General features: G+C 45.4%; 16 protein-coding genes. 2 read left to right on the forward strand and 14 right to left on the reverse strand.

Annotated features, from left to right (window positions below; translation table 11 throughout):
* Window positions 1-15 precede the first annotated feature (15 nt).
* A complete protein-coding gene (locus tag LKO26_RS00235; protein ID WP_227585788.1) occupies window positions 16-2,283 on the reverse strand; it encodes an aconitate hydratase in 2,268 nt (755 codons plus the stop codon).
* Window positions 2,284-2,424: 141 nt separating this feature from the next.
* Here LKO26_RS00235 and LKO26_RS00240 point away from each other — a divergent pair, with 141 nt between their 5' ends.
* Both LKO26_RS00240 and LKO26_RS12790 read left to right on the forward strand, forming a co-directional pair.
* Window positions 2,425-2,727 carry a CD225/dispanin family protein gene (locus LKO26_RS00240; RefSeq protein WP_227585789.1) on the forward strand — a complete coding sequence of 101 codons (303 nt, stop codon included), beginning with the start codon at window positions 2,425-2,427 and terminating at the stop codon, window positions 2,725-2,727.
* On the forward strand, window positions 2,720-3,103 hold the full coding sequence (locus LKO26_RS12790) for a DUF2752 domain-containing protein (RefSeq protein ID WP_227585790.1): 384 nt from the start codon (window positions 2,720-2,722) through the stop codon (window positions 3,101-3,103). Before LKO26_RS00240 ends, LKO26_RS12790 begins: the two co-directional genes overlap by 8 nt.
* On the opposite strand, the gene LKO26_RS00250 is transcribed toward LKO26_RS12790, so the two are convergent.
* From LKO26_RS00250 to LKO26_RS00310, 13 genes are all read right to left on the reverse strand, one after another.
* Window positions 3,071-4,120 carry a cation diffusion facilitator family transporter gene (locus tag LKO26_RS00250; protein WP_410681348.1) on the reverse strand — a complete coding sequence of 350 codons (1,050 nt, stop codon included), beginning with the start codon at window positions 4,118-4,120 and terminating at the stop codon, window positions 3,071-3,073. The genes LKO26_RS12790 and LKO26_RS00250 overlap by 33 nt on opposite strands.
* 69 nt (window positions 4,121-4,189) lie before the next feature.
* Complete coding sequence (locus tag LKO26_RS00255; protein ID WP_227585791.1) at window positions 4,190-5,197, reverse strand: aspartate-semialdehyde dehydrogenase; 1,008 nt, start codon at window positions 5,195-5,197, stop codon at window positions 4,190-4,192.
* Between the two features lie 89 nt (window positions 5,198-5,286).
* Window positions 5,287-5,721, reverse strand: coding sequence for a hypothetical protein (locus tag LKO26_RS00260; RefSeq protein ID WP_227585792.1), 435 nt, complete (start codon window positions 5,719-5,721; stop codon window positions 5,287-5,289).
* Window positions 5,722-5,810: 89 nt separating this feature from the next.
* Window positions 5,811-9,143 (reverse strand): carboxypeptidase regulatory-like domain-containing protein, encoded by a 3,333-nt coding sequence (locus LKO26_RS00265; RefSeq protein ID WP_227585793.1) that lies wholly within the window; start codon window positions 9,141-9,143, stop codon window positions 5,811-5,813.
* 223 nt (window positions 9,144-9,366) lie between these two features.
* A complete protein-coding gene (gene nadC / locus LKO26_RS00270) occupies window positions 9,367-10,224 on the reverse strand; it encodes a carboxylating nicotinate-nucleotide diphosphorylase (RefSeq protein ID WP_227585794.1) in 858 nt (285 codons plus the stop codon).
* A gap of 117 nt (window positions 10,225-10,341) precedes the next feature.
* On the reverse strand, window positions 10,342-11,946 hold the full coding sequence (gene nadB, locus LKO26_RS00275) for an L-aspartate oxidase (RefSeq protein ID WP_227585795.1): 1,605 nt from the start codon (window positions 11,944-11,946) through the stop codon (window positions 10,342-10,344).
* A gap of 34 nt (window positions 11,947-11,980) precedes the next feature.
* Entirely contained in the window at window positions 11,981-12,610 is a 630-nt protein-coding gene (locus tag LKO26_RS00280) for an NAD(P)H-dependent oxidoreductase (RefSeq protein ID WP_227585796.1), read from the reverse strand.
* A 49-nt stretch (window positions 12,611-12,659) separates the two neighbouring features.
* Entirely contained in the window at window positions 12,660-13,136 is a 477-nt protein-coding gene (gene rnhA, locus LKO26_RS00285; RefSeq protein ID WP_227586025.1) for a ribonuclease HI, read from the reverse strand.
* 9 nt (window positions 13,137-13,145) lie between these two features.
* Window positions 13,146-14,735 (reverse strand): replicative DNA helicase, encoded by a 1,590-nt coding sequence (gene dnaB, locus LKO26_RS00290; protein ID WP_227585797.1) that lies wholly within the window; start codon window positions 14,733-14,735, stop codon window positions 13,146-13,148.
* Window positions 14,736-14,903: 168 nt separating this feature from the next.
* A complete protein-coding gene (locus LKO26_RS00295; RefSeq protein ID WP_227585798.1) occupies window positions 14,904-17,219 on the reverse strand; it encodes a gliding motility-associated C-terminal domain-containing protein in 2,316 nt (771 codons plus the stop codon).
* Between the two features lie 26 nt (window positions 17,220-17,245).
* The gene (locus LKO26_RS00300; RefSeq protein WP_227585799.1) at window positions 17,246-17,866 is read right to left on the reverse strand and encodes a hypothetical protein; all 621 of its coding nucleotides are present in this window, start codon (window positions 17,864-17,866) and stop codon (window positions 17,246-17,248) included.
* A gap of 76 nt (window positions 17,867-17,942) precedes the next feature.
* Window positions 17,943-20,264, reverse strand: a complete 2,322-nt coding sequence (locus tag LKO26_RS00305) for a T9SS type B sorting domain-containing protein (RefSeq protein ID WP_227585800.1) — start codon at window positions 20,262-20,264, stop codon at window positions 17,943-17,945.
* 45 nt (window positions 20,265-20,309) lie between these two features.
* Window positions 20,310-20,687, reverse strand: a complete 378-nt coding sequence (locus LKO26_RS00310) for a hypothetical protein (protein WP_227585801.1) — start codon at window positions 20,685-20,687, stop codon at window positions 20,310-20,312.
* Window positions 20,688-20,824 lie beyond the last annotated feature (137 nt).

Below are 20,824 nucleotides of genomic sequence, written 5' to 3' on the forward strand. Positions count from 1 at the left end.
GTTTGGAAGATCCGTTTAGTTCTCCATTTGCTTAATCAGGTTCAGTGCAGAACCGGCCTTAAACCAGTCAATTTGCTGAGCATTGTAGGTGTGATTGGCAATAATCGTGTCCTGAGTACCATCTGCATGGGTAAATACCAGGGTCAGTGGTTTGCCGGGAGCAAACTGATCCAGATCCGTGAAATCTACCGTATCGTCTTCCTGAATTTTATCATAGTCCGCTTTGTCTGCAAAAGTCAGACCCAGCATACCCTGTTTTTTCAGATTGGTTTCGTGAATTCTCGCAAAGGATTTTACCAGTACTGCTTTCACGCCCAGATGTCTTGGCTCCATGGCCGCATGTTCTCTGGAGGAGCCTTCACCGTAGTTTTCGTCTCCTACTACGATAGACGGGATGCCGGCAGCTTTATACGTTCTCTGCACCGCCGGTACTTCACCATACTCGCCGGTCAGTTGGCTTTTTACATGGTTGGTTTCCATATTGTAAGCGTTTACGGCACCAATCAGCATATTATTGGAAATATTGTCCAGGTGACCTCTGTATTTCAGCCATGGTCCTGCCATTGAAATATGGTCTGTGGTACATTTTCCGAATGCTTTGATAAGTACCTTCGCACCGGTAATGTTTTGTCCGTCCCATGCCGGGAATTCCTCCAGCAACTGAAGTCTGTCTGAGGTCGGGCTCACATTCACCACTACAGAAGAACCGTCTTCAGACGGCGCCTGGTAACCATTGTCGTCCACATCAAAACCTCTTGGAGGCAGTTCATATCCTTTTGGTTCGTCCAGTCTTACCTGTTCTCCGGCTTCATTGGTCAGGGTATCGGTAATCGGGTTGAAATCCAGTCTTCCGGAAATAGCCACTGCTGCAACCATTTCAGGGGAAGCTACGAAAGCATGGGTGTTCGGGTTTCCGTCTGCTCTTTTGGCAAAGTTCCGGTTAAAAGAGTGGATGATGGAGTTTTTCTCTCCTTTTTCAGCACCTTCTCTGTCCCATTGGCCAATACATGGTCCACAGGCATTGGTAAAGATTCTGGCAGATTCAAATTTTCTGAAGGAATCCAGGAAACCGTCTCTTTCTGCGGTGTATTTTACCTGTTCGGAACCAGGGTTGATTCCCAGGATTGCTTTTGGTTTTACGCCTTTAGCAAAAGCGTCTTCAACGATGGAAGCTGCTCTGGAAAGGTCTTCGTAGGAAGAGTTGGTACAAGAGCCGATCAGTGCCCATTCTACCTCCAGCGGCCATCCGTTGGTTTCTGCTTTTTCTCTGAATTCTGCTACCGGTGTAGCCAGATCCGGAGTGAACGGTCCGTTCAGGTGGGGAGTCAGTTCAGAAAGGTTGATTTCAATTACCTGATCGAAATATTGTTCAGGGTTGGCATATACTTCTGCATCACCGGTAAGGTGTTCTGCAATCTGGTCTGCTGCATCTACCACATCCTGTCTTCCGGTAGCGGCCAGATATCTTCTCATAGAATCGTCATATCCGAAAGTGGAAGTAGTCGCTCCGATCTCTGCACCCATGTTACAGATGGTTCCTTTTCCGGTAGCGGACAGAGATTCTGCTCCCTCACCGAAATACTCCACGATGCATCCGGTTCCGCCTTTTACAGTCAGAATTCCGGCTACTTTCAGGATCACGTCTTTGGCAGCGGTCCATCCGGACATTTTGCCGGTCAGTTTTACCCCGATTAGTTTTGGCATTTTCAGTTCCCATGCCATCCCTGCCATTACGTCTACGGCATCAGCGCCACCTACTCCGATGGCTACCATGCCCAGACCTCCGGCATTTACAGTATGAGAGTCTGTTCCAATCATCATTCCGCCCGGGAAGGCATAGTTTTCCAGAACTACCTGGTGTATAATTCCGGCACCCGGTTTCCAGAAACCGATTCCGTATTTGTCACAAACAGAACTCAGAAAGTTGAATACTTCAGAGTTTTTGTTAATCCCTTCCTGCAAATCTGCCTCGGCGCCTACTCTGGCCTGGATCAGGTGATCTGCATGTGCCGTAGAGGGTACTGCCACTTTTGCTTTGCCTGCCTGCATGAACTGCAATAATGCCATCTGTGCTGTTGCATCCTGCATCGCCACGCGGTCTGGTGCGAAATCTACATAGGAATTTCCGCGCTCATAATTCTGAGTCGGATTTCCTTCCCAAAGGTGGGTGTAAAGAATTTTTTCTGAAAGGGTAAGCGGTTTTCCCACAACTTCTCTTGCCTTGGCAATGCGCTCCGGGTAACGTTCGTACACCTTTTTAATCATATCAATGTCGAATGTCATATCTGTATAATTTTGATTAATTTTTTAAGGACTTCAAAAATACGAAATTTTTAAGTGGAAATCGGGAATATGATATTTAGAATAAGTATAAATATGATGCAGAAATTCTATTTTTTATTATATTTACACAAACAATCAATAATGGAAAACACACATCAAAACATGGGAAATCAGGGTAACTTTGGTGCACAGCCGCCTAAGAACTGGCTGGTAGAGTCTATTCTGGTCACTTTATTCTGCTGTCTGCCACTGGGAGTAGTAGGCATTGTGTATGCCGCCGGGGTAGAGGGTAAATTTGCCCGCGGTGATGTAGACGGAGCTTTCAAGTCTGCGCAAACGGCAAAAACCATGGTGTTGATTTCTGCTGTTTCAGGGATTGTGGGATTGGTGATATATTTTGTGTTCTTCGGAGGAATGATGCTCCTGAGTGCCGCCGGTGTCTAAGATTACCCGTAGATATCTTTATTTTTCTGTCTCGGTTGTTGTCTTCATTCTGGGACTTTTGTATTTTTTTAATAACCCGGCAGACTCTGCCTGGTTTCCCAAATGTCCTTTCCTCTCGGTCACGGGGTTGCAATGTCCGGGGTGCGGTTCGCAGCGCGCTGTTCATGCATTGATGCACTTGCGTGTGGGCGAGGCTTTTGCGCACAATCCGCTTTTGGTCTCTGCTGTTCCGTATCTGGCTGCCGGTATATTGTTTCGCCGGGCTTCTGTGCAAAGGCGGTTTCCGAAGATGCGGGCATTTCTTTTCGGTCAGACCGCAATTTTCGTTGTTCTGGCAGTGGTATTATTGTTCTGGGTGCTTAGAAATGTGACCTGAGGGCGTGCTTTTATCAGAATGAAGGCGGTGTTTGTCCTGTTGTGAAATGGTTTCGCGTGTCCATTCTATTCGTTTTACAAAATCATGCTGTCTTACCGGGCATTCTGCAAGCTGGCAAATCTGACAGGAAAAGGGTTTGCAGTCGTCCAGATGAAAATTAAATTCAATATGCCGTTCTGTATTTTCTGCAATAAGTTTATAGACTTCCTCCATTTCATCATGCGCTTCGCGAAGCTCAAAATACCAGGGCAGCGTAAGGTGAGCGTCTATATGAAGACCGCTCCCGAACTGCTGAATCCGGGTGTTGTGCAAATCGACCCACTGGGTTTTTCGGTTTTCATTCAGGAATTTGGCCAGTCTGTTGATGAGTTCCAGATCAGCCTCATCCATAATCCCACTCAGTGCTTTCCGGATAATTTTATACCCTACAAAAATAATATAGCCGCCAAAAAGTATGGCTGCCACAGCATCCAGCCAATAGAGTCGGGTATAATACACCAGTATTAAACTCAGAATCACTCCTACGGTACTCAGGGTGTCACTCTGGAGGTGTCTGCCGGAGCTTTGCAAAACGAGCGAATTATGCCGGAGGCCTTTCTGATAGGAAATATAACCCAGCAGATAGTTGATTAAAGCGGTGACTCCAATAATGAGGATTCCCCAGTCCAGTTTTTCCGGGATATTGCCCCGCACCAGTGAGTTGATGGACTGAATGATGATGACAATGCCCGCAAAAATAATCAGCGCTCCTTCTATTCCGGAAGTCACAAACTCTACCTTGCCATGGCCGTACGGGTGTTCTTTGTCTTTTGGCTTGGCTGCCAGGTACAATGCATACAATCCCATAAATGCGGCAATGATATTGACGGTACTCTCCATCGCATCAGAGAAAACTGCATCAGAATGGGTCAGTTTCCATGCGGCAAGTTTGGCAATGAACAGTAATATGCCGAAGATCGCCACATTACGCTGAAATGTAAAACTTGATTTTGTACTCTGTTTCTTGATGACGGGCATTGTTTGAGTTATTTTAAGCCAATTGTTTGAGGGGTCTAATAAAAAATGCTCACCTGTGTGAGCATTAGTTTATACCAGTTTGTTTTCTATTAAATATTCTGCAATCTGTACGGCGTTGGTGGCAGCGCCTTTCCGCAGATTGTCTGCCACAATCCACATGTTCAGTGTCCTGGGCTGTGACGGATCGCGGCGTATGCGGCCTGCGAATACCTCGTCTTTTCCTTCGGAATAGAGCGGCATGGGATAGATGCCGTTTTTCACATCATCCAGTACCTGCACACCCGGAGTTTCTGCTAAAATGCGGCGCACTTCTTCCAGATCAAACTCCTGTTCAAATTCGATATTCACACTTTCGGAATGCCCGCCCTGCACCGGTACACGAACAGCTGTTGCGGTGAGGCTGAAGGTATCATCATTCAGAATCTTTTTGGGTTCAGTCATCAGTTTCAGTTCTTCCCGGGTATAGCCCTCATCTGCAAATACATCACATTGCGGTAATGCATTTTTGAAGATCTCATAAGGATAAACTTTGTTTACCGGCGCCGATTCGGGATTTACTGCGTTTTCAATTTCTGCATTCAACTGATCTACTGCGTTCTTGCCGGTTCCGGTTACTGACTGATATGTAGATACGACTACGCGCTTCAGGTTGTATTTCTGATTCAGCGGATGCAGTACCATGACCAGCTGAATGGTGGAACAGTTGGGATTGGCAATAATTTTATCGGTCTGCGTCAGTTCGTGGGCGTTGATTTCCGGAACGATGAGTTTTTTGTCCGGATGCATGCGCCAGGCAGATGAGTTATCAATTACGGTAGTGCCTGCTTCTGCAAATTTTGGGGCATATTCCAGGGACGTATCTCCGCCTGCAGAGAACAGTGCAATTTCCGGTTTCAGATCTATGGCAGTCTGCATGGAAACGATGGGGTAGTCTTTATTCTGAAAGCGGATGGTTTTGCCCACCGATTTTTCCGAAGCCACAGGAATGAGTTCTGTGACCGGGAAATTTCTTTCTTCCAGGATTTTTAACATGACCTGACCCACCATGCCGGTAGCGCCTATAACTGCTGTTTTCATTTGATAGAGATAATCATTTATTTAACCAAAAATTCTGACCGTGCAAAAATCAAAGTTCACACCGTCAGAATATAGGGTATAGGTATTTATTAACCGAAAAGTCTGGTCCACTGGAATGCCCATAGCATCAGTGCCAGAGCAAAGAAAGCCATGATGACCCATGACATTTTCAGTTCATCGTTTGTTTTCAATTTTTTGTTAACGATGGTAAGCAGCACTGCCGCTACAATCATCGCAAACGGGTGCTCTACATAGGTGTTTCTTGCTGTAGCGTCACTCATGAGTGTTCCTGCTTCAGTAGCAGCCTTGAACCCCGGAGAGAAGAAGAACAGCATCACCAGACCGATGAGCGCCTGAACGTGAAAGAAAATCATGGTAAACAGGGTAGATTTTCTGAGGAGTTTGGTGATTTTGCCGGAATAACCGAACATGGCCGCCAGCAGAGCGATGACGAATATAGCCATAAGCAGCAGAATCAGATAAGCGAAGCCGCGGTGGGCCTGAAGCATGATGTTGAAATCCATAATTTTCTTTTTATAGTGATGGACAAAGATAAAAAAAATCCCGGTGATTAAGCCGGGATTTCAAATTTAATAAATGCTTAAAAACAGCATTAGAACGTATATTTCATACCGAACATGGCAGACCATGTGGTGAATCTTGAACTATCTGCTCTTTGCGGAGAGGTCACCAGTGAGTCACCGCTTCTGAGCATCTGGAATGTTGGATTCGGAGAAAGCGCTCCGCTTCTTCCCAGAATTGCTGCACCATAAGAACTTACATTGTTGTCCTGGATTCCCCAGTCTGAATTCAGCATATTACCGAAGTTGATGACATCCAGAGTCAGCTGGATTTTGTCTCCTTTCTGAATCATATTTTTGAACAGGTTCTGGCTCAGACGAACATCTACACGGTTCAGCCAAGGCATCAGGAATTCGTTTCTTGGTAAGATTTGACCTCTGTATTCTTCCAGCCCGTTGTCAGCAATGAACTGATCAAACGCTGCTCTTTGCTGATCTGCTGTAAACAGAACCACCTGATTGGCACCGCTGCCGGTGGTGATGTCCGCAAATTGCATGCTTGCTGTATTGGTTGGGATATACATCAGGTCATTGGCAATACCATCTCCGTTTACGTCATTAGAGTAGTAATAAGAGAATCTTCCCTGGTGTGCACCGGAATAGTATACACCGATTGTAGTTCCGGTAGCTTTAATGTCATAAGAAACATTGGCTACTATTCTGTGTGGAACAGAGTAGTTGGAAATGCTCAGGAAATCCTGATTCGGGGAATCCACTGTTGGTGATCCCTGCCATGCAGAAGAAGCGCTGGATCCGGAGTTGGAAGAAACTTCTTTCGCATCAGAATACGTATAGAACACAGATCCGGACAGTCCGTTCCATGGTCTCATTGACGCCCCCACAGTTGCAGAAAATGCATAACCCTTGGTGTCTGTATTTGTTAGTACAGTAGCATTATTTGCTCCGATGGCGGTGTTGTACTGATAGGAAGCGGCATTAGGGTAATATGCACGGTCTGCATATTCCATTCTTGCGGTCGCTTCTTTTCTGTTTGCCCCGAACTGGAATACAGAATTGACGTCTCTGGTGTATAAAATATCAGAGATTAAGGTTACCGGTGAGTTCGGTATTCTGTAGTCTATACCTAAACTTGATCTCCACACAGAAGGCATTTTGAAGTCCTGATCTACCAGAGCAAATGAAGAAGGTGCACCGGCATTTGGAGTAGAGATGAATACGTTTTCTGCGCCTGCAGGTACATTATTTACATAATAGTAGATATCTTGTGGCTGGAAGGTAATGTTATTAATCCATCCGGCTACCTGGGAGTAAGATCCCGGCTCTACAGTATTTTGCAGTACCCCTGCGTTGGTAGGCATGTTGGTTAACCAAACAAATGGCACACGTCCGGAGAATATCCCGGATCCACCGCGAAGGGTCAGCGTACGGTCTCCGAATACATCATAGTTGAAACCTAAACGCGGAGAAAGCATAACGCGTGATTTCGGCCAGCTTCCTGAAGAATAATTCTTAGGATTTCCGTTTTGATCCAGAAGTTCCAGCGCATCAATCGATGGGTTAGGAGTAAGGTCGTTCAGATACATAGGCAACTCAGCTCTTAACCCAACAGTAAAGTTGAACTTGTCGGTAAGGGCAATTCTGTCCTGTACATAAGCAGATGCCAGACCAAAGTTAATTCTGGAATAAGTGTCCTGATTGGCATAAGGATACGTAAGACCGAACATGATAGGCGCTACTTCATTTGCTGTTCCTGTAGTAAGGAAATCTTCTACTGAAGCATATCTGTAGTATCCTGTTCCCATACGGGTGTAGGAGTTACCGAATTTCTGAAGTTCATAAGCTACACCCCCGGTTACAGTATGTTTGCCTACGTTATAAGTCAGGTTGTTGATGATGGAGAAGTTGTCATTATATACATCATTCAGGTAAGAGAATAATTCTGTACCAAAGCTGATGTAGTTCCCCCCGGTAGCAGATCCGTCCCAGATGTCTACAAACGGGAACAGCGTGTCTGAAGGCGTAGTTCTGAGGTCCTGAATTTTGGAGTAGGTAAAGAGGAGTTTGTTGGAAAGGCTTGAATTAAAAGTAGAGTTTAATTCCGCAGTCAGTGACTGAACTTTATTCTGGAAGCCGTAGTTTCCGTTTTCGAAGGTCATGGCTCTGTCACTTACACGTCCCCAGGATGATCTGGGAGAAGGTCCTGAAGAGGCATTGGCCACCTGCATGGAAGTTCCGTCCAGAATGTTGTATCTGATGGCAAATTTATGCTGATCACTGATGTTCCAGTCCAGACGGGCCAGGAATTTATCACCTTGCTGCTCAGCTTCATTGGCATATCCCTGATATCTTCCCGGGTCATAACCCCAGCGGTTAATCAGGTGATTTCTTACGGCAATCAGATCAGACTCTTTTACTCGGGTGATATTGTTGGCCGGATCAGAAACTCCGTCCTGAGAGGCTTTCCAAAGGTTAGCTCCGGATGCATTGGCTCCGGTAGCAGTTTCTCTTTCTGCACTTACAAAGAAGAAGAGTTTATCTTTAATGAGCGGTCCGCCTACCGTGAAACCATTGGTTATTCTTCCGCCTGTTACTTTTTCTATTTCCTCTCCGTTTATTTTCCATCCGTTCAGTTCTTTACCATTGTAATAGCCATACAGGGATCCATGGAAAGTGTTGGTTCCGGATTTGGTTACGGCATTAATCCCGGCGCCGGTAAATCCGGATTGGGTCACATCAAAAGGTGCAATGTTCACAGAAATCTCCTGGATGGCGTCCAGTGAAATAGGTTGTGAATTCCCACCTGGCAAAAGGTTGCTGCTCAGTCCGAAGCCATTATTAAAACTGGCACCGTCAATCTGCAGGTTGTTGTATCTTGCATCCCGGCCGGCAAAGGAATTTCCGTTTGCCTGAGGAGTCAGTCTGGTAAATTCTGTAATACTTCTGGAGGTTTGCGGTAATTCCTGAATTTGTTTTTGACCCACGTTGGTAGCGGCTCCGGTTTTATTGACATTGGATCTTCCGCCTCCTGTAAGCACCACTTCGGCAATTTCTGCGGTCTTGGTTGCATCACCCACTACAGGGTTCAGTACAAAAGGCTGCCCCAGTTCCAGGTACAGATCTTCGTATACTACAGGTTCTTTACCGGCGTAGGTAATTTCTACACGGTAAGGCCCACCTACCCGCATATTGGACAGGTTGAAGTTTCCTGCGGAATTTGCAGTTGCAGAATACACTGTTCCGGAAGGTACGTGTGTAGCCTTAATCACAGCTCCACTGGCGGTTCCTTCTGTGGTAGAAACGATACCGGTCATGTTACTGGTCGTCACCTGGGCATGCAGGGTTCCGTATCCACAGAACGCAATTGCAGCAATCAATACTGATTTTTTTAATGAATTCCCTTTCATAAATATAATTTTAGACTATAATCAGCGAAATTTTTTTGCAAAAATCGTTAAAAAATAACAAACAATCATTAATAAATTGTTAACATTTAAATTTATGTTAAAATTTTAGTTAAAATACTGATTCAGTATGAATTAAAAATTCACTAAAGATGCTTTGTTATTTGTTATTCCGTGCATAATTAATAAAAATAATGATTAATTGGTGTTATATTGTTAAAAATAACTATACCGCTTTCAAACTTAAATCAACATTGTGTGCAGAGTGCGTAAGGGCGCCCGCTGAAATATAATCTACCCCCGTGGCGGCAACGTCCTTCAGTACTTCTCTGGTAATGCCGCCTGATGCTTCGGTTTCTGCCTTCCCGCCAATGATTTCTACTGCTTTTTTCATCACCGGCACATCCATATTGTCCAGCATAATGCGGTCTGCGCCTGCTTTTACTGCTTCTTCTACCTCCTCCAGATTACGGGTTTCTACTTCTATTTTGAGTTTTTTCTTCTGGGTTTTCACATAGTCTTTTGCCATCTTTACGGCATTGGTAATGCTGCCGTTATAGTCTATGTGGTTGTCCTTCAGCATAATCATGTCATATAAACCATACCGGTGATTGGTGCCGCCGCCTATGGCTACAGCCCATTTTTCGCAGATTCTGAAGTTGGGCGTCGTCTTGCGGGTGTCCAGCAATTTGGTTTTGGTTCCCACCAGCCTGGAGTCCCAGTCATGGGTAAGGGTGGCAATGCCACTCATGCGCTGCATACAATTCAGAACCAGTCGTTCTGTAGAGAGGATAGACCGGGCACTTCCTTCCACGTAAAACGCAATATCGCCTTTTTTGGCATTTTCACCATCATGGATGAACACTTCCACCCGAAGGTTTTTGTCAAAGGTTTTAAAAATCATCTCAGCCATTTCTACCCCGGCCAGGATGCAGTCTTCCTTCACCAGAAGTTTTGCTTTTTGCTGTAAATCTTTGGGAATTGTAGCGAGTGTGGAGTGGTCACCGTCCTGTATGTCTTCGGCCAGTGCGAGTTTGATGAACTCTTTCAGTGCTTTGTCGGTTACGTATGCGGGTCTTTTCATGAAATAGCGTTAGTTTATTGATTTAAAGCAAATTATAAAGATAATATGAAAGGATGTTACGCTTGTTTTCCTTCATGGTTCATCTGCAAAGATAGAGAATATATCCATGAGATGTGATTATGGTTTTCCGGAGAGGGTAAGTGGTCTGGTGGCAAGGTCTTTATTATAGAAGGAACCTTTGTTCTCTTTCATAGCGATGGAATGTTTGATGATGAGATAAGAAATGTTGACCAGATTCCTGAGTTCTGAGAGTTGAGGAGACAGTACCGAATAATTGTACAATTCGGTTACGGCTTCAAATATTTCCTGCTGCTTGCGTTTGGCCAGTTGCAATCTTTCGTTACTGCGTACAATGCTCACCAGGTCGCTCATCATTTCCTGCAGTTGTCTCCGCAGATAGGAAACCATGACCATCTCATCCAGTATTTTCATGCCTTCTTCATTCCATTCGGGCACTGCTTTCAGATCGTCAAAGTTAAACTGATTGGCTTTAAGAAGTTCCACCGTTTTCATGGCGGCATTATGTCCGAAGACCAGTCCTTCCAGCAGTGAATTGGAGGCCAGGCGGTTGGCGCCATGCAGACCGGAATTGGTACATTCTCCTACGGCAAAAAGATTTTTAATGGAACTTTGCCCGTCCATATCTATGTCTATACCGCCCATCAGGTAGTGGCAGGCAGGTACTACAGGAATCAGCTGGCTGAAGGGGTCTATGCCTTCGTCCATGCATTTTTTATAAATATTGGGGAAGTGCTCCATGAATTTTTCACGGTTCATTTCGCGGCAATCCAGTCCTACATAATCGTCGCCGGATATTTTCAGTTCATTGTCTATGGCGCGCGCTACAATGTCGCGGGATGCCAGTTCTTCACGCTCATCATATTTGTGCATGAATTTTTCGCCATTTTTCAGGCGCAGTTTGGCACCATCGCCGCGCACGGCTTCAGAGATCAGAAACAGCATGCCGTCACGCTTGGAATACAGTGCGGTAGGGTGAAACTGATAGTACTGCATATTGGAAACCTTGCCTCGGGCACGGTGTACGAAGGCAATGCCGTCTCCGGTAGCAATAACGGGATTGGTGGTGTTTTTATAGACATGTCCGGCACCACCGGTAGCTACGAGGGTGATTTTTGCCGTGATTTTTTTAATTTTTTTGGTGTGCTCGTCCAGTATATATGCACCGTAGCAGTTATTGTCCTTAAAATCCCACTCTTTGCCCGGAACATGGTGCTGGGTAATGAGGTCTATGACGTAATGGTGGGCCAGAATTTCAATGTTTTCGGATTTGTTGGCTGTTTCCAGCAGCGCCCGTTCTATTTCAAATCCGGTAATGTCTTTGTGATGGACAATGCGGTTTTCGGTATGGCCGCCTTCGCGTCCCAGTTTGAAATCGCCTCCCGACTCGGTATCGAAATGGGTGCCCCATTCCACCAGTTCATGAAACCGGTCCGGGCCTTCTTCAATCACCATTTTTACGACTTCGGGATTGCTTTCGCCGTCCCCGGCACGCAGCGTATCGTCTATATGCTTCTGGAAATTATCATTATCGAAATCTGTAACTACCGCCAGACCTCCCTGGGCATATTTGGTATTGCTTTCGTCTTCATCTGCCTTGGTCACGATGATGATTTTGGCTTCCGGAAGCTGTTCAGAAATTTTGATGGCATACGATAATCCGGAAATTCCCGAGCCTATAACCAGTACATCTGCTTTAATCATGTAAATACTGTAGTTTGAGATTTAAAAATCTAAATTACATAAATTTGAACAGTTTGTCATTGGGTTTCCGCACTTTTTTCAGATTCTGGAAGTGATCTTCTGCAGATCTGTAGCCCAGCGCAAGGGTGACACAGGTTTTTTCTTTCTTCGGATCCAGATTCAGGATTTCGTCAATAACCTCCTGCCGGAAGCCTTCCATGGGGCAGGTATCCACATTTTCCAATGCTGCGGCAAACATCAGATTTCCCAGCACAATATAGCCCTGTTTTTCGGCCCAGCTCATAAGGCTTTCGGGCGAAAGGCGGTTCATATGGCTGTCAATGCTTTTTCGGAACAGTTCCAGATTATCAAGCGGAATTTGACGGGTGTCTGAAATATGTGAAAAATAATTGTTGATGTATTCGTCGCCAATGCCGTTTTTGGCGGTGATGACCATCAGATGAGAGCAGGTGGTAATCTGCGAAGGATTGTAAAATGCAGGTATGAGTTTTTCACGCATCTCATCGCTGGCAACTACAATAATCTCGTAGGGTTGCAGGCCCAGTGAACTGGCAGAAAGTTTGCCGGCTTCCATTATTCTTTCCAGGATCTCCTGCTGGACTTTCTTTTCGCCGTCGAATTTTTTTACAGAATATCTCTTCTGCAATTGCTCCAAATAATCCATTCTGCAAAGATAGCGATTTCCCGATTTAGATAACTGTCGGAGTCTGATGTTAAAACAGCCCGCTTTTTTTTTGTTGCTCAAAGTATTCGTCTGTAAGCAGTGTGGCAGATTGCGCTGCTTTTACCGCCAGCTGGTCACAGATTTCATTTTCGGGATGGCCGGCATGACCCTTTACCCAATGAAAAGTAGGTTGATGCAGCTGCAAAAGTGGAATCAGGCGCCGCCACAAATCCGGATTTTTTACATTTTTAAAACCCTTTTTAATCCAGCCATAAATCCATTTCTGGTTGATGGCATCAGATACATATTTGCTGTCTGTAAACACATGGATGTCATTGTCCGGAGATTTTAGTTTCTCCAGTGCTACAATCACTGCCAGAAGTTCCATGCGGTTATTGGTCGTAAGCCGGTAGCCTTTGGAGAATTGTTTTTCGTAATTTTTTTCCGGGACTTTCATTACAATGCCGTAGCCGCCTCTGCCCGGGTTTCCGCTGCAGGCACCGTCTGTGTAGATTTCTATTCTCAGCATCGGCAGTTAGTATTGGAAATCATCGTCATCATCCAGATCATTCATGGAAGAGCCGGACAGGCCGGAATTATCAGGAATGTCAAAGGCTGCACCCGGCGTGGCGGGAGTGGTGATTTTATCGAAGCCAGACGGTTCATCCTGTTGGCCGAAATTGGAAGACTGGTAGCCGTATCCGTTATTAAAAATATCCAGATCTGCAAAACGTGCAAACTGTTTGTGGAAAGACAGTCTTACATCTGCAGTAGCTCCGTTTCTGTGTTTGGCTATAATGAGTTCTGCCTGGTTTTCTGTGGTAGATTGTACGCCATCTTCGTCATTGTCCCAGGTGGCAATTTTGTAGTATTCCGGCCGGAAAATAAAGGACACAATATCCGCATCCTGCTCTATGGCTCCGGATTCCCGCAGGTCTGAAAGTTGAGGTCTTTTCCCCGGTCTTGTTTCCACACTTCTGGAAAGCTGAGACAGGGCAATTACCGGAACATTTAATTCTTTGGCAATGGCTTTCAGGGAACGGGAAATGGTCGCAATTTCCTGTTCACGGTTGCCGGGTGCCCCTTTTCCGGAATTGGCAGTCATCAGTTGCAGGTAATCTACCATAATGATTCTTACACCATGCTGCATAACCAGACGGCGGCATTTTGCCCGGAAATCAAATACCGAAAGTGACGGGGTTTCATCTATATAAAGGGGGGCATTTTCCAAAGCAGATACATTGGAAAAAAGTCTTTGCCACTCTTCATCACTCATCTGTCCTTTTCTCAGTTTTTCTGAAGAAATTTTGGTTTCGGAGGCAATCATACGGGTGATGAGTTGCACCGAGGCCATCTCCAGAGAAAACAGCGCCAGCGGTACCTGATGCTCTACGGCAATGTTCCGCGCCATGGACAGAAGAAAAGCAGTTTTACCCATTGCAGGGCGGGCAGCAATGATGATGAGGTCTGAGTTCTGCCAGCCACCGGTTTCTTTGTCCACATCCTTAAAACCGGAGGGAATCCCGGAGAGTCCTTCTTTGTCCTTCAGGGACTTGATGGTTTCTATGGCCTGCTTTACGAGGCTGTTGGCGGTGTCAAACCCTTTCTTAATAGTGCCGTTGGTGATTTCAAAAAAAGACTGCTCTGCTTTGTCCAGCAGTTCAAAGACGTCTGTAGATTCTTTATAGGAATTATCAATCACATTGGCCGAAACATTAATCAGACTTCGCAGTATGAATTTTTCCAGAATGATCCGGACGTGGTATTCGATGTGGGCACTGGATGAAACACCCAGCGTTAGTTCAATGATATACTGATCTCCGCCGGCAGCACTTAGTTTTCCTGCTTTTTTCAGTTCGTTGATCAGGGTCACCATGTCCACAGGGTGGTTTTCCAGATACATTTTCTGTATGGTGTCAAAAAGAATCTGATGGCGGGGGTCGTAAAAAACCTCCGGTGTCAGTAAATCAATAGAGTAATCCAGTCCCTTTTTATCAATCAGAAAAGTTCCCAGTACCAGCCGTTCAAATTCTAAAGCGTTCGGGGGTTGCTTGCCATCTGAAATGGAAAGTTCCCGTGCAAAATTCCCGTGAATAAGTGAGGATAAAGTTTCTTTTTGAGCCATAGCGCAAAGATAGCTTTTTTGGCGGTGATGGGGAACAGGAGTAATCAACAAGAATTTTGAGTTCCGGATTAATGTGCTGATTAATAGTTTGATATGGTGTTGATAAAATAAATCACCCCGATTTTTCAACCGGGGTGATTCTGATTCATTATTTTTTGTGGATGCTGCTTAATCTCTGTTTTTTACCAGAATCCAGCCATCATATTTTACCGGAATGTCGGTGTCCGGTTCGTTCCAGGTAATGGTGTACCAGTAGGTACCGGTAGGCACTTTTTTGCCTCCGGATCTTCCGTCCCATTTATACTGGTTGTTTCTGTTGGCTTCAAAAATTTTATTTCCGTAGCGGTTATAAATGGTAAAGACCAGGTTCTTTTTATAGTGAAGAGCAGAATAATCCACATAATCATTCACGTTATCTCCGTTCGGAGTGATGGCATTGACCAGATTCGGTACCGTTACTTCACGGATTATGGGTTCACAGTTGTAGCTGTCTCTTACAAAAATAGTAGCTTGCCCTCTCGGAACCTGGTTGAATACATTGGATGTCTGCCATTCCACGCCGTCCAGAGAGTATTCATAAGGTGCCATACCTCCGGAGATGGTTACGGTAATGGTATTATTGGTAATATCCAGACCGGTAATTACTGGTGCAGGTGCAGCATTTACTTTTACGATTTGACGGGTAATACAATTGTTTTTGCCCAGATCTACCCAATATTCACCCACGGTCACATTGGCAATGGCCTGTGTGGTTTCGCCTGTGCTCCACAGATAAGAGTCAAAGCCCGGACCTGCGTCCAGCGTAGTGCGGTCTTCTATACAGATGGTTTTATCAGTCAGCACCGAAGAATAAGAAGGTGGAGTGACCACCAGGGTGATTTTAGCAATGCTCCAGCATAGATTTTCTCCAAATACCCGGGCATATACCGATCCGTTTTCAGAGATATAGACGTACGGATTGGTAATCATATTGGTGTCATTCAGGGCATCCATCTCGGTCAGATAGAACTGGCTGATGGCTCCCGGAGCTGTACTTACCGGTGCGGTAGTCAGATCAAATTCCCCGAAAGTAGGCAGATCTGGCAGGAAGCAGGTGATAAGTGTTGCGGCCTGGGTTACTACTACCGGATGAAAGTCCAGCGTAATCATGGTGTAATTTTTACAACCCTGAGCGCCTGTTACTTCTACATACACTTGTCCCTGTGCGCTGAGGTACTGTTGCGGATTGGTAATTTCATTTGTATCAGCCAGTAAATCAGTCAGTGACGGATAGAATTTCTTGGGTGCGGCAGGATCTGTATACACATCTGCTGTAGTCAGGTCAAAGTAAGCGACCCCCGAATTGTTATTGTTACAGGCGGTTAATGTAGCCGGAGTTAAAGGCAGCAATGGATTAAATGCCAGGGTCACAGTTCCCACATTGGTACAACCCAGCGTAGTGGTAACCAGCGCATAAACCTGACCGGCAGCACTGGTGTAGGCTGTGGGGTTGGTGATGATATTGGTTCCTGCATTGGCATCCGCTAAAGTAGGATAGTACTCAATGGTAGCCGTGGGATCCGGGAAAACATTGGCGGTGGTAAGATCAAAAACACCGATATTGGTATTGTTGTTATTACAGGTAAATATCGTTGGATTGAACACTGTGATGGCTCCGGATTGAAACTGTATGGTACCGTATTCTTTACAGACATTGGCCGGGTTACTTGGGTTGGTAGGGTCTGTATAGGAAATTGCGTAGTAATACGTATTGGCGGTACTTACATTAATGGGCGCGGTAATAGGATTGGTTCCCGTGATGGCGTCATTGGTATTCAGGTAATACGCAATAGAGAAATTGGGATTTCCATTCAGAATTCCGGCAGATAATGGAGCAAAATCAAATAGCTGCGGATTGGTACAAATCAGAATCACACCATCCTGGTTCGGACCCGGAGGGATAAACGGATTAGGCTGTATGGTCGGAGTAAACGGTGATTGCAGAGATGCAGATCCTTCCCAGGTAAGTTCAAAACCATAAGGATTACTCGGAATATAATTGTCAATAAGGAGTACATAGGTTTCGCCTGCCACTACATTGACCAGGGGATTCCACTGGCCGCCGGTCTGAGTAGCACTGAGACCCGTGGGTCCACTGGCTCCGGAGAAGTTACAGCTGATGGGCGTTCCGTAGTTTCCCGTGTTACAGTCGAAATTAGGGCCATACAGTGCAAAGTCGTAGTCATAGTGAGTGGTACCCGGCACGGTGTTCGGAGTAATGGTAAATCCCAGAGTTCCGGTATTGGCTGCCGTGAAGGTGTACCATACAGAATAATGCTCATCGGCCAGGCAGCTGGGATTGGTAGGCTCCATAATATTCCCGGCACTGCTTGGGTTATAGGAAATACTGTTGTTTCCACATACCGGAATCGCCGAAATACAGTCTGACTGAGCGTAGACTTGCTGGGCGAAAATCAGCAGGAACAAGTATATAATTCTTTTCATAGGTTCTGATATTTGCGGTAATAAAGTTACTTAATTATGGACAGGTAATAACTGGTGTCCTCCAGTCCCCAGGTAGGGTGCTGCGGAGTGGCAGGCTTGTATTTCTTCAAGTTTTCGGCAGCCCGTTCAAAAAGATATCTGATGTTTTTGTCCGTGTTTTTATCTTTCAGGTAATAGTACTCCAGTTGAGCCCTCATCAGGTCAAATCTCGGGTTTTGCGGATCAATATGCTGCGCACCATAGAGAATTTGTCTGGCCAGGCGACCTTCGGTCACGTATTTTTCGGCAGGGTTTACGGCCATCCGTAGAATGTGGCTGTAGGCTTTCAGCAAGCGGATTTCCGAGTTTTGAGGATGAGAATCAATCAGAGGCAGAATCAATTGGTCTGCTTCAAGGGTCAGTTTCTCAATTTCTGATAAGCGGTTGGCCCGTAAATGCCTTTCTGCAGCTTTCAGTGAAGCAAGGGCGGTATGATAATCTGACTGCCAGTTTTTCACATCAGTACTGGACTCGCGGGACAAATCCTGTGAAGCAGCTGCGGTATTTTTTTCTGCTTTTTTTTGGTTCAGATTACGGGTCTGTTGGGTCTGGGCTTGCAGCATTATGGCAGAAGCCATCAATACAGCGGTATACATGATCTTTCTCATTGAGAGGTATTTTTTTGATTGGATAAAGATTGGCCAATTTATCAGTTTTTGATTAATTGGCCAACATTTTTTTTAATTATCTGTTTTTTACCATAATCCAGCCGGAGTACTGAACCGGGATTTTGGTTTCGGGTTCTGTCCAGCTTATGGTGTACCAGTAATTTCCGGTAGACAACTTGTCTGCACCGGTTCTTCCGTCCCAGCGGTAATTGTTCTTTTTGTCTGCCACATGAATCGTGGTTCCGTAGCGGTCAAAGATGGAAATCTTGAGGTTATCCTTAAATGATAAAGCACTGTAGTCCATGTAATCATTCACGCCATCATCATTCGGGGTAATCACGTTGATGAGGTTCGGAACAGTAATCAGCAGAGCTACCGGTACACATTCGTACGCATCTTTAATGTATACGGTGGCCTGTCCGCGTGGTACATTGGTCAGCACATTGGAATCCTGCCAGTTAATGCCGTCTAGAGAAAACTGGTATGGAGCCGTTCCGCCGGTTACCATAAGGGTTACCGTGTTATTCGAAATGTCTATTTTGGTTACTACCGGAGATGGGGCAGCATATACCCGTACGGTCTGTCTGGTGACACAACCATCGGTCATCAGATCTACCCAGTATTCACCTACCGATACATTGCTGATGCTCTGCGTGGTGGCACCTGTGCTCCACTGGTAGGACTGGAATCCCGGACCTGCATCCAGCACCGTTCTTTCTTCCAGACAGATGATTTTATCCAGAAGCACAGAAGAGTAAGCAGGAGGTGTCACTTCCAGATGAATGGCGGCTATGCTCCAGCAATTGTTGGCATCCATCACGCGGGCGTACACAGTGGTATTGCTTGTGGAGTACGCGTCGGGATCGATAATCATATTGGTGCCATTCAGAGCATCCTGCATAGATGGATAATACTTTCTCGTATTAGGCATCATGGCGGTAACATCGGCTTCTGTAAGGTCAAAAACAGCAACATTTGGAGTTCCCGGGGTATAACATTCGTTCAATGTGTCCTCATAAACTTCCATCACCGGGTAGAATGTCAGGTAGATTTTGACATAATTTTTACAACCCAGGGCACCTTCTACTTCTACATAGACATATCCTTCTGCGCTCGTGTATTGTGTAGGATAGAGGATTGCATTGGTGCCCTGTACCAGGTCATTGATGCTCGGATAATAAATTTTGGGGGCGTTCGGATCTGCAGGATAAACATCTGCTGAGGTCAGATCGAATGTGGCCACACCGGAGTTGTTATTGTTACAGGAAATCAGCGTTTGTTCCACCAGGGGAAGTGCCGGTGAAAGATCCAGTGTTATGGTCGCAATATTGGTACAGCCTAAAGCAGTGGTCACCAACGCAAAAACCTGTGTAGCCGGAGTGGTATAGTTGGTAAGATTGGTAATCTGATTGGTTCCTGCCGCCAGATCTGCCATATGGGCATAGTATTCTATGGTAGCCGTCGGGTCATTGAACACCGGCGAAGAGGTAAGGTCAAAGGTTCCGATTCCCGTATTGTTAATGTTGCAGGACAGAATAGTAGGGTTGTTCACGGTAATGGCTCCGGAGGAGAACGTGATGTCGCCATACTCCCTGCACCGGTTTATGGGATCATTGGGATTCGTGGGGTTCACATAGTAAATCGCATAATAATATGTGGTCGTAGTATTGACAATAATAGGGGTTGTAATGGGATTGCTGTTAGACAGCGCATCATTGGTACTGTGATAATAGTTGACGTGGAAATTAGGGTTTCCGTTTACAATTCCTGCCGTCAGCGTACTGAAATCAAACTGGGTGGGATCCAGACAAATAAGCACATTACCATCCTGAAACGGTCCCGGCTGAATAAATGGATACGGCTGTACCGTAGGATCATTAAACGGAGATGCCAGTGTGGCCGTGCCACCCCAGGTCAGTTGAAAGCCGTTGGTGTTCTGCGAGAAGTTATCCACTACCATATAATAGGTCTCACCCGGTAAAACATCCAAATATCTTACAAAACCATCTCCGCCTGCACCTTCAGAAAGGTCTGTAGCGGTAAGATTCATTCCCGTCAGAATGCCGGATCCAGTTCCGGCATAGGAGCAGCGTATCGGAGCTCCCAGCGCACCGCATGCCGTATTCGGTCCGTAGATGGCCCAGTCATAATCGGCCTGTGCATTGGGCGTAATCAGCATGGTAAGTGTACCTGCAGTTCCTACTGTGAAGGAATACCACACCGTATAATGCTCATTGGATACCAGACAGCCGCCCAGAGTTTCGGAGACGTTTCCAGGTCCGCTGGGGGTATAGGAAATGGCAGAGTTACCGCAAAGGGGGATGGCAGAAACACAGTCGGATTGTGCAAACCCATACTGTGACATCAGCAGTATAAAAAAGAATAGAATTTTTTTCATAAGAAACAATATTTGGTTCTATAGGTAATTTGCTTTAACTTTTGCTTAGTGAAGTTTGTTTTTTTGAATGGTGAGAAGTTCCATCAGTTTTTGACCATCTTTCTGGTCTGCTGGCACGCCCCCGCTCAGATATTTGTACGCTACTGCATGAGCCTCTGCTGCGGCAGATTTCTGATCTTCCTGTATTAGGATTTCAGCTTTTTTGTACTGGGTCTGAGCGGCAAGATAATATGCTTTCCACCGTTCTGGTGTCTGTGTGGTCACTAAATTTGCAAAATTGATGAATAATGCATCCAGCTCATGAACAGTGCTTGCCTTTTCCAGTTTGACGCTGTTTTCCTGAATGCTTTTTTGAAAACTGTTTTGTGCCAGAACCAGGCTTCCGATCAGCATAAAACAAAGAGAGAAATATAGTTTTTTCATAGAGTTAAATTTTTCTGTTGAGCTACCGTTGTAGAATTTAAACAAATTTAATCTTTTTATTAGTAGGTACAAGTCTTTTAGGGTGAAAATATAGATATTTCACAAAAATGTCTTGAGGTTTCTTTTAATGTATTATG

The sequence above is a fragment of the Chryseobacterium sp. MFBS3-17 genome, assembly GCF_020687745.1.
In the GTDB taxonomy this organism is placed as follows: Bacteria; Bacteroidota; Bacteroidia; order Flavobacteriales; family Weeksellaceae; genus Marnyiella.